This is a genomic window from Helcococcus massiliensis (assembly GCF_900258485.1).
Lineage (GTDB): Bacteria > Bacillota > Clostridia > Tissierellales > Peptoniphilaceae > Helcococcus > Helcococcus massiliensis.
Window position 1 is genome coordinate 303873 of record NZ_OGVE01000003.1, and the last position, 12586, is coordinate 316458.

At 33.0% G+C, this 12586-nt stretch carries 13 protein-coding genes, 3 tRNA genes and 1 rRNA gene; 7 read left to right on the plus strand and 10 right to left on the minus strand.

Annotated features, from left to right (window positions below):
* Positions 1-17 precede the first annotated feature (17 nt).
* Positions 18-173: a hypothetical protein gene (locus C4Q29_RS06340; protein ID WP_159459215.1), complete on the minus strand. Its 156-nt coding sequence runs from the start codon at positions 171-173 to the stop codon at positions 18-20.
* A 92-nt stretch (positions 174-265) separates the two neighbouring features.
* On the opposite strand from C4Q29_RS06340, the gene C4Q29_RS04680 reads away from it, so the two are divergent.
* A complete protein-coding gene (locus tag C4Q29_RS04680) occupies positions 266-1147 on the plus strand; it encodes a helix-turn-helix domain-containing protein (protein ID WP_103981652.1) in 882 nt (293 codons plus the stop codon).
* A gap of 481 nt (positions 1148-1628) precedes the next feature.
* Here C4Q29_RS04680 and C4Q29_RS04685 read toward each other — a convergent pair whose 3' ends face one another.
* The 3 genes from C4Q29_RS04685 to C4Q29_RS04695 are packed head-to-tail and all read right to left on the minus strand — an operon-like array spanning position 1629 to position 3439.
* The gene (locus C4Q29_RS04685) at positions 1629-2315 is read right to left on the minus strand and encodes a TIGR00266 family protein (protein ID WP_103981653.1); all 687 of its coding nucleotides are present in this window, start codon (positions 2313-2315) and stop codon (positions 1629-1631) included.
* Positions 2316-2342: 27 nt separating this feature from the next.
* Positions 2343-2582, minus strand: a complete 240-nt coding sequence (locus C4Q29_RS04690) for a hypothetical protein (protein ID WP_103981654.1) — start codon at positions 2580-2582, stop codon at positions 2343-2345.
* Positions 2583-2614: 32 nt separating this feature from the next.
* Positions 2615-3439, minus strand: a complete 825-nt coding sequence (locus C4Q29_RS04695; RefSeq protein WP_103981655.1) for a polysaccharide deacetylase family protein — start codon at positions 3437-3439, stop codon at positions 2615-2617.
* Between the two features lie 235 nt (positions 3440-3674).
* On the opposite strand from C4Q29_RS04695, the gene pflB reads away from it, so the two are divergent.
* The 5 genes from pflB to C4Q29_RS04720 are packed head-to-tail and all read left to right on the plus strand — an operon-like array spanning position 3675 to position 8577.
* Positions 3675-5831, plus strand: a complete 2157-nt coding sequence (pflB, locus tag C4Q29_RS04700) for a formate C-acetyltransferase (RefSeq protein WP_103981656.1) — start codon at positions 3675-3677, stop codon at positions 5829-5831.
* A gap of 48 nt (positions 5832-5879) precedes the next feature.
* On the plus strand, positions 5880-6119 hold the full coding sequence (grcA3, locus tag C4Q29_RS04705; RefSeq protein WP_103981657.1) for an autonomous glycyl radical cofactor GrcA3: 240 nt from the start codon (positions 5880-5882) through the stop codon (positions 6117-6119).
* Positions 6119-6889, plus strand: a complete 771-nt coding sequence (gene pflA, locus C4Q29_RS04710; protein WP_103981658.1) for a pyruvate formate-lyase-activating protein — start codon at positions 6119-6121, stop codon at positions 6887-6889. Before grcA3 ends, pflA begins: the two co-directional genes overlap by 1 nt.
* Positions 6890-6922: 33 nt before the next feature.
* A complete protein-coding gene (locus C4Q29_RS04715; RefSeq protein ID WP_103981659.1) occupies positions 6923-7621 on the plus strand; it encodes a Crp/Fnr family transcriptional regulator in 699 nt (232 codons plus the stop codon).
* 17 nt (positions 7622-7638) lie between these two features.
* Positions 7639-8577, plus strand: coding sequence for a serine hydrolase (locus C4Q29_RS04720; protein WP_103981660.1), 939 nt, complete (start codon positions 7639-7641; stop codon positions 8575-8577).
* A 53-nt stretch (positions 8578-8630) separates the two neighbouring features.
* On the opposite strand, the gene fusA is transcribed toward C4Q29_RS04720, so the two are convergent.
* Positions 8631-10706, minus strand: coding sequence for an elongation factor G (gene fusA / locus C4Q29_RS04725; RefSeq protein WP_103981661.1), 2076 nt, complete (start codon positions 10704-10706; stop codon positions 8631-8633).
* Between the two features lie 89 nt (positions 10707-10795).
* Positions 10796-11341: a cysteine hydrolase family protein gene (locus C4Q29_RS04730; RefSeq protein WP_103981662.1), complete on the minus strand. Its 546-nt coding sequence runs from the start codon at positions 11339-11341 to the stop codon at positions 10796-10798.
* A gap of 86 nt (positions 11342-11427) precedes the next feature.
* Here C4Q29_RS04730 and C4Q29_RS04735 point away from each other — a divergent pair, with 86 nt between their 5' ends.
* Positions 11428-12066: an HD domain-containing protein gene (locus tag C4Q29_RS04735; protein ID WP_159459216.1), complete on the plus strand. Its 639-nt coding sequence runs from the start codon at positions 11428-11430 to the stop codon at positions 12064-12066.
* Between the two features lie 94 nt (positions 12067-12160).
* On the opposite strand, the gene C4Q29_RS04740 is transcribed toward C4Q29_RS04735, so the two are convergent.
* The 4 genes from C4Q29_RS04740 to rrf all read right to left on the minus strand — a co-directional run bounded on the left by C4Q29_RS04740 (position 12161) and on the right by rrf (position 12577).
* A tRNA-Met gene (locus C4Q29_RS04740) sits at positions 12161-12237 on the minus strand.
* A 13-nt stretch (positions 12238-12250) separates the two neighbouring features.
* A tRNA-Leu gene (locus C4Q29_RS04745) sits at positions 12251-12339 on the minus strand.
* Between the two features lie 3 nt (positions 12340-12342).
* A tRNA-Asn gene (locus tag C4Q29_RS04750) sits at positions 12343-12417 on the minus strand.
* Between the two features lie 43 nt (positions 12418-12460).
* A 5S ribosomal RNA gene (gene rrf, locus C4Q29_RS04755) occupies positions 12461-12577 on the minus strand.
* Positions 12578-12586: the final 9 nt, after the last annotated feature.

The window sequence follows — 12586 nt, forward strand, 5'->3', positions numbered from 1 at the left end:
TTATTTCAAATTTTTCATTATAAGTACGCTTCTATTATGTCCTCTACATTATTAGGTTTAATGTACTCACCATCAATATCATCTTGATAAACGATCATTTCAGTAAGATTATCCTGTAAGCAATAATTTGTAACCCCATATAGCATTAATAAAAATAGTAATAATTTTCTCATATCTTCCTCCTATAAATTGTTATATGATATAATTATAATGAAATTTATATTTATTACTGTGCATAGTTTTGCACATTGGGAGCTTTATTTATATGTTAAACAAAAATTTTGGCTTAGTCTTAAGGAATTTAAGAACTAAAATGAATCTTACACAAGTAGATCTCAGCGAGATGGCTTACATAAGCAGAAGAAAATTAGTAAATCTAGAAAAAGGGAAAACAAGTCCAAATATTGAAGATCTTTTTTCCCTATCAAAAGTATTAAAAAAAGATTTGTCCCTTTTGTTCGTGGAATACCAAAAATTTCAAGATAATAATTTAAAAAATTTAATTTATCAAATAGAATCTATTCTATCCGATATGAATTATAATTTACTAAAAGAACCTCTTCATACTTTAAGAAATTATAAAGATTTAAGTTCACATATAAGGCAATATTACTATAGTTTTTCAGGATTTTATTATATGAAATCAGATGAATTAGACATTGACTTAGCTATAAAATATCTAAATAAATCTTTAAATGTAAACATAGGTGATTTTAACATAGATAATTTTTTAAGTTATACTTATTCAGATCTTGAACTAAGAAGCTTGATAGCCCTGGCTGATTGCTTACGATATAAAGGCAATTCCAAACAATATCTTGATATATGCGAATTTTCATTTAAAAATTTATCTGATATTGATATAAGCTATTTTATAGTTACGATAAATTATGCGACTATATTGTCAATGAACAAGGATTATGATTCTAGTATTGATATAATTAATAAATGTATTGAAAATAGCTGTGAATCAAATATTCATACATATCTTCCATTTTTGTATTATTTGCTCTATATAAACTACAAGAAATTAAATGATGATAATAAAACTAAAGACTACTTAAATAAATCTCTTTTTTTATGTGATTGTTTCAACAAAAAAAACCTTAAAAAATTAATTATTAAAAAGCTTGACTATAATAAATGATAAAATAAATATTTATATAAAATATAAATGTTATCACACTATGTTTTAACAAAAAAAATTGTTACGAGAAAATTCGTTATAATCCTTTTTATCCTTCATTATTTGTGGCCACCTGGGGCTAAATAAGTTTTAAAAATGAAAAGTGATTTTTATACTTACATTTTTCGGAGTTTTGTAAGTACAGATTTTAAAAAGTGATTTTAAAACTTATTTTCATCTGCTCAAATAAGTACAAAAGTCGAAAAATGATTTTTACACTTACAATTTTTGAATTTTCGTAAGTATAGAATACAAAATGCGATTTTAAAACTTATTTTCAAAATTATTCAATCTTCACTCATCCCAACCTGCAGATTATACAAAAACTCAACAAACAAATTTGAATCTCCTCCATAATCAAGACCAAGTAATTGTGGTAAAATCACAAAAAAAAGAAGTGGTATTACGAAATTTTTCGCAATACCACCTTTAAGATCATATTCTAGTTTGTAGGAATAAATCTACTAATCTTGTCAGCGAAACTGTGTAGGGTTCTAGTTTGTATAAATACTTTACCACTACCTGTAAATTCGTTAACAAGTCCTTCACCAGTTTTGAAACCAAATGTTCCAGATGCAATTCTAATATCATAATTTAATGATGAATCCCAGGCAACCACATGCTCATTATCAATTATGACTGGCTTGTCTGGAGTCACTTCAAGTTCAATTATGTCTCCAAAGGCTGATACTAGCAAATCGCCTGTTCCCTCTGTTTCCATTACGAAGAAACCACCTGTTCCCCCAAAAAATGCTGCTGATACCTTTTGTTTTTTCATTACATAGTCAACACTTAAGTCACAAGCTAAAAATGCATCAGTATTTAACCTATATTGATTTGCACCTCCTACTTGTATGGCAACTACCCTACCAGGAGTGCTTGGAGCAATGCCAAGGACCGCTTCATTAGATTTACCTGTAGCTTCTGTGATAAACATAGACTCACCACTGGTCAAGCTTCTTCCTATGGCACTCAATAGGCCTCCGCCTGCACCTGAGTTCATCTTTCCTTTTATATCTACATCTTGCATGTAGGCCATAGCCCCTCTTTCAATCTTGATGGTTTCATTACTTGCAAGATCAATTTCTACTAGTGGAAAATCACTGTCACCTTTTATTCTGTATTTCATATCTTTGTCCTCGTCACATATTATGTTCTATCTCTTTTTTTGATCATAAAAATAATCAATGATATTTATTAAAACAGCACCAAAAATAGATCCAAATATTATCTGCATAGTTTCATTAGACTTTAATAAAACTGCACCAAGAACTAACAAAACAATTAAAGATAGATTAATAATAATTTTATTTTTCTTAAATATTTTTAGCACAGTATAACTTATTAATAAAGTTATTAATCCGATTAATAAGTTAGAATAATTTATTCCATCCATAAGTTTTATAATCCTTTTTATCTATCCTAAAACTACAATATATCCGATACTGTTACAAATTCATAACCTTGGGATTTCAAGTATTCAATTACACTTGGTACAGCATCTACAGATGTTTCATGGATGTCATGCATCAATATGATAGCCCCTGGATGAACTTGTTGTTTTACAAATTTCATTATTGAAGCAGTATTTCTATGCTTCCAGTCTAGAGTATCCACTGACCAGTTTACCATTGTTTGTCCATTGTTTTTGATGGCCTTCTTTACATTATCATTGAAACTTCCATAAGGAGGTCTTACAAATTTTGGTTTTTGTACACCACTATTGATTATAGCTTGGTCTGTAGATGTAAGTTCCTTCATAACATTATCATATGATAACTTTGCAAGATTTGGATGGTTGTAAGAATGGTTTGCCACTTCATGACCCTTGCTTGCCACTTCCTTAACTAAGGCTGGATATGCATTTGCATTTTTACCTATCATAAAGAATGTAGCTTTTACATTGTACTTGTCCAAAATATTTAGTAGTTTTTTTGTCCTAGTTGGGTGTGGGCCATCATCAAAGGTAAGGGCCACATATTTTTTGCTAGGATCTTTTGCTTCTTTTTCTGTTTCCTTTTCTGTCTCTTTAACTGTTTCTTTTTCAGTTTCCTTAACCGTTTCTTTCTCTGTCTCTTTCTCTGTTTCCTTTCGTGTTTCCTTTTGTGTTTCTTTTTCTGTCTCTTTAATAGTTTCTTTCTGTGTTTCTTTTTGGCTTTCTGTTCCAGTTTCTGTGTTTACTTTATTTGAACCTGAACATCCTACTAAAAAAGCAGAAATAAGTAGTAATAATAAAAATACTCTCTTTTTCATCTCAGCCTCCGCTTTAAATTATTTGTTTTATCGTCTCAATTATATATCTTTAACTTTTAAAATACAATTACAAAAAAATTACATTATTATTTTCTATTTGTCTACTTTTAATATATAATGATGGTGTAAGTAGTTAAAAACATACAATTTATATAGCTTATGTGATTTAAATCACGTATTTTTTTAGGATAGTATGTTAAAATAAAAACAAAAGAACATAAGGAGGGATACTTTAATGACAATATGGGATAAGTTCTCTGGTAAAAAGTGGAGAGAAGAGATCGACGTAAGAGACTTCATCTTAAACAACTATACAGAATATAGAGGTGATGATACATTCTTAGCAGGACCTACTCAAGATACTTTAGACCTATGGGAACAAGTAATGGAGTTGACAAAGCAAGAAAGAGAAAATGGTGGTGTACTTGATATGGATACATCAATTGTATCAACTATCACATCACACGGAGCAGGTTACCTAAATAAAGATAAAGAAAAAATCGTAGGTTTCCAAACAGACAAACCATTCAAAAGATCATTCCAACCATTTGGTGGTATAAGAGTAGCTGAAGGTGCAGCTGAATCTTATGGATATGAACCAGATGCAGAAGTACATAAAATATTTACAGATTACAGAAAGACACATAACCAAGGTGTATTTGACGTTTATACACCTGAAATGAGATTGATTAGAAAATCAGGAGTTGTTACAGGATTACCTGATGCTTACGGTAGAGGTAGAATCATTGGTGACTACAGAAGAGTTGCCCTATACGGTGTTGACTTACTAATCGAAGACAAACACAAACAAGTAGCTGACCTACCAAAATTGATGACAGAAGATAACATCAGATTAAGAGAAGAATTAGCTGATCAAATAAGATCCTTACACCAATTAAAAGAATTAGGTGAAATTTACGGTTATGATATATCAAAACCAGCACAAAATGCTAAAGAAGCTATCCAATGGCTATACTTTGGTTACCTAGCAGCTGTAAAAGAACAAAATGGTGCAGCTATGTCACTAGGTAGAACATCTACATTCTTAGATATCTATATTGACCATGACCTAAAAGAAGGACTAATCACAGAAGAAGAAGCTCAAGAAATGATTGACCACTTCATCATGAAATTAAGATTAGTTAAATTTGCTAGAACACCAGAATATAACGCACTATTCTCAGGTGACCCAACATGGGTAACAGAATCTCTAGCAGGTATGGCTTTAGATGGTAGATCATTAGTAACAAAGACATCATTCAGATACCTACACACATTAGTAAACTTAGGTACAGCACCAGAACCAAATATGACTGTCCTATGGTCAAGACAATTACCAGAAGAATTCAAGAAGTTCTGTGCTAAGATTTCAATTGATACTTCATCAATCCAATACGAAAATGATGATATCATGAGACAAACTCACGGTGATGACTACGGTATTGCTTGCTGTGTATCAGCTATGAGAATTGGTAAAGAAATGCAATTCTTTGGCGCTAGAGCAAACTTAGCTAAGGCTTTACTATATGCTATCAACGGTGGTGTAGATGAAAAAATGAAGAAACAAATCGGTCCAAAATTCAGACCTATCACTTCAGAATACTTAGACTATGATGAAGTACTTGAAAGATATGAAGATATGACCGAATGGTTAGCTGAAATCTATGTAAATACCTTAAATGTCATTCATTATATGCATGATAAATATGCTTATGAAAATATAGAAATGGCCCTACATGACAGAGATGTTAAGAGATACTTTGCTACAGGTATAGCAGGATTCTCAGTAGTTGCTGACTCACTTTCAGCTATAAAATATGCTAAAGTAAAAACAATTAGAGATGAAGATGGTTTAGTAGTAGACTACGAAGTAGAAGGCGACTATCCAAAATTCGGTAACAACGATGATAGAGTTGATGAAATAGCTGCTCATATAGTTTCCGACTTTATGACCAAGGTAAGAAGAAACCATACTTATAGAAATGGTGTACCAACAACATCAATCCTAACAATCACATCAAACGTTGTTTATGGTAAGAAGACCGGTAACACACCAGACGGTAGAAGAGCTGGAGAACCATTCGCACCAGGTGCAAACCCAATGCATGGTAGAGATGAAAACGGAGCTTTAGCTTCCCTATCATCAGTAGCAAAGATACCTTACAAAGATGCTCAAGATGGTATTTCAAACACATTCTCAATCGTACCTGGAGCTTTAGGTAAAGACAACAAGGTATTTGCTGGTGACCTAGACAATATCGAAATTGAATTAGACATGGAAGACTTAGAAGGAATGGACTTAGATTCATTCGTACTAGAAAGAGCAACTGACAACTGCGTAGGAAATGCCTGCGAACAACCAACAGAATCAATTGCTGATCCAGACCAATAAAATATAAAATAAAAAAGAAAAATAAAAAAAAATAAAAAGGAGAGAAAAATGGCAGACGTAAAACAAGTAGAAAACTTAGTATCAATGTTAGATGGTTATGTAGAAAAAGGTGGACACCACTTAAACGTTAACGTATTTAATAGAGACACTCTATTAGATGCACAAAAACACCCAGAAAAATATCCACAATTAACAGTTAGAGTTTCTGGTTATGCTGTAAACTTTGTTAAATTAACAAAAGAACAACAAGACGACGTAATTTCACGTACCTTCCATAGAGGATTATAATGAGTCTAGATACCGTTGGCCTAGTCCACTCAAGAGAAACCTTTGGTACAGTGGACGGGCCTGGTGTCAGATATGTATTATTCTTACAAGGCTGTCCAATGAGATGCCTATATTGTCATAATCCAGATACTTGGGCTTCATTTGGTGGTACAGAAACCACTGTAAGAGAAGTTTTAGAAGATTATGAAAAATATAGACCTTTCCTAAAGGATGGAGGTATTACCCTATCCGGTGGTGAAGCAACAGTGCAAATGGATTTTGTTTTAGCTTTATTTGAAGCTTGTCAAGAAAGAGGTATACATACATGTCTTGACACCTGCGGGGTTTTATTCAATGAAGATAATCCAAAAACCTTGGCCCAATATGAAAAATTAATGGAAGTTACTGACCTAGTAATGCTTGATATAAAACACATAAACCCAAGACAACACAAGGTCTTAACCGGACATTCAAACGAAAACATTCTAAAGTTTTTGAAATTTATGGATGACCATGGCATGGAAATTTGGATCAGACACGTTATACTGCCAAGGATTACCTACAATAAAGATTTCTTGTATCAAACAGGACAACTTTTAGGTAACTATGACCATATAACTGCAATTGACGTCCTACCCTACCATACAATGGGTGTAGATAAATATAAGGAGTTGGGCTTCAAGTATCCTCTAGAGGGTGTAGAAGCTATGACCAATGAACAAGCTATGATAGCTAAAAATATTATCTTGCTTGGTAGAAAAGATACACGTGAAAAACTTGGTAAAATTTAACCTTTAATGTTAATATATAACTGAGAGGTTATAATGGATAAATATCAAGACAATAAAAAATTTGATTATAAAGATATTCCTCTTTTGTCTCTACTGTCAGAAGAGGAATATTTTTCTATAAAAAATAATATATTTATACAAGAGTATTCAAAGGGTGAAGTTATCTTTAGAACCCATGATCCAGCCAGCAAAATGTTTGTTGTCCTTGCTGGTGAAATTAAGATATCAAAGATAATGTCCGATGGAAAGGAACAAATCCTTTACATATATGAACCTGGAAACTTTGTTGGTGCCCACAATATCCTATCTGGCGATATGTATGAATACACCGCCTACGCCTTGAAGAAGACTATTGTACTAACCATATCTTCTAGCGATGTTGATAGGGTGTTAAAGCACAACCAACAATTCTTGCTAATGGTAGCCCAGCAATCATTTGAGAGAATCAGAAAGGCTGAAGAGTTAATCGATAGACTTTCAGTTATCTCAACAGATGTAAAATTGGCTAAGCTACTTAAAAACCTTATGTCCCTTTATGGTAAGGTAAGCGAGGATGGCATAATGATTGAATTTAACATAACCCAAGAAGAATTGGGATCCTTGTCTGGTATATCAAGAGAAACCGTGTCAAGAAAGTTAAACCAATTTGAAGAAGAAGGTATAATTAAAATAGTTTCTAGGGGTAAGATACTTATCTTAAATGAAGCTGAATTGGATAATATATTGTTATAAACAAGATAGAAGGAAATATGAAAAATAATAAAAGAAAGAAATTTTTAATTGCTATATCTATAATTCTAATAATACTTTTTAGTGTATTTTTCCTATTTAAGAATAGGATATTTCAGTCTAGAATTTTTAGAGCTTTAAATGATAGGACCGACTTTATCCTAAATACAAAAGATGTAAAAGTACCAGAAGATGCCCTTTCTTTTTCAGTCTATGATATAGATGAAGAAAAATATTTATTTAATGAAGGTGGCAAGCAAGGACCATCTGTAGCAAGTTTAGCTAAACTTTTTGCAATTGATTATGCACTTACAAAAGTAAACTTAGATGATATGATGGAAGTAAATGATGAGACGTTAAAGCTTGTCCCTGCAGGCTCTTCTTTGGCCCACTTAAAAACTGGTCAATATACAGCTAAGCAACTGATGCAGGCCATGCTTGTTCCGTCTGGCAATGATGCAGCCTTTGCCCTTGCTTATAATATCGGAAAGAAATACCTAGGAGATGGTCATACCGCAGAAAAATATGTAGAATATTTTGTAGAAAACCTAGAAAAACATGTAAAAAGTGAAGGCTACAATGATACAGACCTCTTTGATCCTAGTGGTTTTTCTTTCCAATCCTTCACCAGTTTAAAGGATGTAAACAGGGTAAGTCTTAAACTTATTGAATATGATTTTGTTAAAGAATGTATAGGACAAAGTAGCTTTACTATAAAGACTAACCAAGGTGATTTCACTTGGAAAAATACCAATGAATTATTAGATAAAGATTCATTATATTACAATCAGTATATCAAGGGTGTAAAGACAGGAACCATGGCATCCTCATACAATCTAATTGCCTTGTATGAAAAAGATGGTAAAAGATATTTAATAAGCTGCCTTGCCGCCAAATCAAATAAAGATAGGTATCAAGCTATCCATGCAGCAATTAAAACAATTATAGAGAAAAATTAGTATTTAAAAAGGAGTCAGATTTTCTGACTCCTTTCATATTTTAAATATTTTTTCTATTCTGCCTTAGCTTCTTCAATTATCTTGTCCGCTTGATCTCTAGGAACTTGTTCATATCTTGCAAATTCCATATTAAATGTTCCCCTACCTTGGGTCATTGACCTTAGGTCGATTGCATATTCAAATAGTTCTGCATAAGGAGCTTCAGCTTCAACAACTTGGCTTCCACCTTCTACCGGATTCATACCAAGTATTCTACCACGTTTCTTATTGATATCACCCATTATGTCACCTAGGTAATCATCTGGTATTGTAATTTCTACATGCATCACAGGTTCTAATAATACTGGGTTGGCTGCTTCCATACCCTTTCTAAAGGCAGTAGATGCTGCTAGTTTAAATGCCATTTCATTTGAGTCTACTGGGTGGTAGGATCCATCATAAAGAGTTGCCTTGATACCAACAACTGGATAACCAGCAAGCACACCTTTTTCCATGGATTCTTCAAGTCCCTTTTCAACTGCTGGGAAGTAATTTTTAGGAACTGCCCCACCAAACACTTCTTCTTCAAATACAAAGCCATCTTCAATTGGTTCAAATCTGATAAATACATCACCATATTGACCTGCACCACCTGATTGTTTCTTGTGCTTACCTTGTACATCAGAGTTTGTGGTTATTGTTTCCCTATATGGAATTCTTAGAGGAATTCTATCAATCTCTACCCCATATTTATTCTTTAACTTATCTGTTACAACTTGCAATTGTACATTACCCACACCTGAAATCAGTAATTGTTTGGTTTCATTGTTTCTTTCAAAAGTGAATGATGTGTCTTCTTCTCTTATCTTTTGTAATGCGTGACCTATCTTGTCTTCGTCTTTTTTAGTCTTAGCAACTACAGCATATGATAGAGATGCTTGTGGTTGTTTGATTGTCTTGTATACAATTGGATTGTTTTTATCAGCTAGTGTATCTCCAGTTTCAGTTTCTTCAAGCTTGGTAACTGCACCTATATCCCCTGCAACGACTTCAACAACTTCTATTTGCTTCTTACCTTGTAGTCTAAATAGTCCAGCAAATTTTTCTTCCTTGTCCTTGCTACTGTTATATAAGGTCATATCTTTAGTAATCTTACCTGATAAAACTTTGAATAAGGAAATCTTTCCAACAAATGGGTCTATATATGTTTTGAATACATAAGCTGAGAATGGTTCATTTTCATCAACTGGTCTATTCTCACCATCTATATTTCTAAATCCAGCATGGGCCATTGGATGGTTTGGAGCTGGCATATAGTAGGAAATAATATCTAATAATTCGTCAACGCCATAACCTTCTATAGCAGAACCAACTAATAGTGGAACTACATCACCTGAAAGCATAGCACTTGTGATACCCTTTGAAAATTCTTCTGTAGTGAAGTTTATTCCTTCAAAGAATTTATTCATCAAGTCATCATCAGTCATAGCTACAACTTCAGCTAATTGGTTGTAAACTTCTTCTACTTCTAATTGTCTAATTTCTGGTACTAGTTTCTTTTCCCTACCAAAACCATTATAAACATAGGCTTCTTTAGTAATAACATCAATCAAGCCCTTGAACTCTTTACCTGATCCTGGTGCTGCACCATCACCTAAAGTCAAAGCAAGTGGACTTACTTTTTTACCAAATTGTGTATGTAAGTCTGCAACTATTTGGTTGAAGTTTACATCTTCCTTATCGATACCATTTACAAATATAATCCTTGGTAATTGAATTTCTTCACAATATTTCCAATATTTTTCAGTACCAACTTCTATACCGGATTGAGCATCTATAACAAATAAGGCTGCTTCAGCTGCCTTTAAAGCGGATTTAACTTGACCTTCCATGTCAAAATAACCTGGTGTATCTATAATATTAATCTTTTTATCATTCCATTCTAAGCTAGCTACTGATAAACTTATTGAGGCCTTTCTAGAGATTTCTTCAGGATCAAAGTCAGATACTGTATTTCCAGATTCTGTATTTCCTAATTTATTTATTACTCCAGCTTTATAAAGCATTGCTTCCATTAATGATGTTTTGCCACTTCCACTGTGGCCAACCAAAGCTAGGTTTCTAATCCTTTTAGTCTCATAATTTTTCATAAAGTTTCCTCCTCCATATTTGTCTATAAATTAATTATATAATAAATGAAAACGATTGGCAATTATTTAAAAAAGAGAGGGCCCTCTCTTTAAATTACCTTAGCTCCTAAGGCAGTTTTAAAATGTTCCAGAGCCCACTTGTGTCCTACAGGATTGAATGATTGCACGCCATTTTCATGAATATAAACTTCAAATCCCTTGTTATAAGCATCTATAGCTGTATGCAAAATACAGATATCTGTACATACCCCTACTAAATGAATTGTATTGATATTTCTTTCTCTTAATTTTATTTCTATATCTGTACCAGCAAAGGCAGAATATCTTGTTTTAAAAGTATAATAAACATTATCCTCGTCTTTTATTTCTTGGTACAAGTCTTCTAGACCTCTATAAAGCTTTTGTCCTTCACCTCCCTCTATATTGTGTGGTGGGAATAAAGCAGTTTCTGGATGGTACTTATCTTTTTCATGGTGGTTGTCAATTGCAAAAACTACAAAATCTCCCCTATCATAAAATTCTTTAGTAACCTTTACTATATATTCTTCCAAATCTTGTGCTGGTTTTCCAGCTGTCAAAGCTCCATCTTCAGCGACAAAGTCAATTGTATAATCAATATTTAATAATGCTTCCATATTTACCTCTTTCCTTTATATTAAATATAACATAAAGACAAATTAATAACAGCAAATATGGTAAAATAATTATGAAAGGAAGAATAATGGATATAAAAAAAGTAGAAGCATACGTAAAAAATAAATTAGAAGCTGATAAAACTGGCCATGATTACCAACATATAAAAAGAGTAGTAAACAATTGTAAAAAAATATATGAAAATATGAGTATATCAGATGAAGATAAAAATATAATCATAAGTGCAGCCTTGGTCCATGACCTAATAGACTATAAATTGGTTGATGATATAGAGAAAGAAAAAAATAAATTAATCGGCCTACTAGAAGAATCCAACTATAAAGATTCTCAAATAAAGGAAATAATCTATATAATAGAAAACATGTCTTTTTCAGCTAATATAGATGGAAAGAAAGAACTATCTTTATTAGGAAAAATAGTGCAAGATGCAGATAGACTTGATGCTATTGGAGCCATTGGCATAGCCAGGACCTTCTACTATGGTGGTTCTAAAGGTCATCATATGTACGATGACCTAAATAAAAATCAGGTAAGAGATCTTAATAAAGAAGAATATCTTAAGGGTTCAACAGTTATAGATCACTTCTATGAAAAGCTATTAAAAATAAAAGACCTAATGAATACTAAAGAAGGCTTAAAAATAACTGAAGAAAGACATAAGTTTATGGAAGAATATTTGGATAATTTTTATAGGGAAGTGGAGTAGGATATTAAAAATATATACTCGTAGTCACACGATAGTCACACGGAAAATTTTAAACATAAAAAGAACAGCTATATTTAGCTGTTCTTTCTTTTTTTGGTTGCGGGAGCAGGATTTGAACCTACGACCTCCGGGTTATGAGCCCGACGAGCTACCAAGCTGCTCCATCCCGCGCTATTAAAAAAAATGGTGCCGAGGATCGGAATCGAACCGATACGAAGTTTAACCTTCGCAGGATTTTAAGTCCTGTGCGTCTGCCTGTTCCGCCACCCCGGCATATGGCTCCCAGGGTGGGACTCGAACCCACAACCTCTCGGTTAACAGCCGATTGCTCCACCATTGAGCTACCCAGGAATATTTGGTTAAAGCTAGCCTTAAAGCTAGCTTAACCTTGTATATTTGGCGGCGTCCTACTCTCCCAATCCGTTTCCAGACAAGTACCATCAGCGCTGAAAGGCTTAACTTCTGTGTTCGAGATGGATACAGGTGTATCCCTTTCGCCATTGCCACCACATATTTACTT

Bases quoted from the DNA above. Each gene is read 5' to 3' on its own strand.
- fusA (WP_103981661.1), bottom strand. From the start codon at position 10,706: ATGAAAAATTATGAGACTAAAAGGATTAGAAACCTAGCTTTGGTTGGC.
- grcA3 (WP_103981657.1), top strand. From the start codon at position 5,880: ATGGCAGACGTAAAACAAGTAGAAAACTTAGTATCAATGTTAGATGGT.
- C4Q29_RS04685 (WP_103981653.1), bottom strand. From the start codon at position 2,315: ATGAAATACAGAATAAAAGGTGACAGTGATTTTCCACTAGTAGAAATT.
- pflA (WP_103981658.1), top strand. From the start codon at position 6,119: ATGAGTCTAGATACCGTTGGCCTAGTCCACTCAAGAGAAACCTTTGGT.
- C4Q29_RS04720 (WP_103981660.1), top strand. From the start codon at position 7,639: ATGAAAAATAATAAAAGAAAGAAATTTTTAATTGCTATATCTATAATT.
- C4Q29_RS06340 (WP_159459215.1), bottom strand. From the start codon at position 173: ATGAGAAAATTATTACTATTTTTATTAATGCTATATGGGGTTACAAAT.
- C4Q29_RS04695 (WP_103981655.1), bottom strand. From the start codon at position 3,439: ATGAAAAAGAGAGTATTTTTATTATTACTACTTATTTCTGCTTTTTTA.
- pflB (WP_103981656.1), top strand. From the start codon at position 3,675: ATGACAATATGGGATAAGTTCTCTGGTAAAAAGTGGAGAGAAGAGATC.
- C4Q29_RS04715 (WP_103981659.1), top strand. From the start codon at position 6,923: ATGGATAAATATCAAGACAATAAAAAATTTGATTATAAAGATATTCCT.
- C4Q29_RS04735 (WP_159459216.1), top strand. From the start codon at position 11,428: ATGGATATAAAAAAAGTAGAAGCATACGTAAAAAATAAATTAGAAGCT.
- C4Q29_RS04730 (WP_103981662.1), bottom strand. From the start codon at position 11,341: ATGGAAGCATTATTAAATATTGATTATACAATTGACTTTGTCGCTGAA.
- C4Q29_RS04690 (WP_103981654.1), bottom strand. From the start codon at position 2,582: ATGGATGGAATAAATTATTCTAACTTATTAATCGGATTAATAACTTTA.
- C4Q29_RS04680 (WP_103981652.1), top strand. From the start codon at position 266: ATGTTAAACAAAAATTTTGGCTTAGTCTTAAGGAATTTAAGAACTAAA.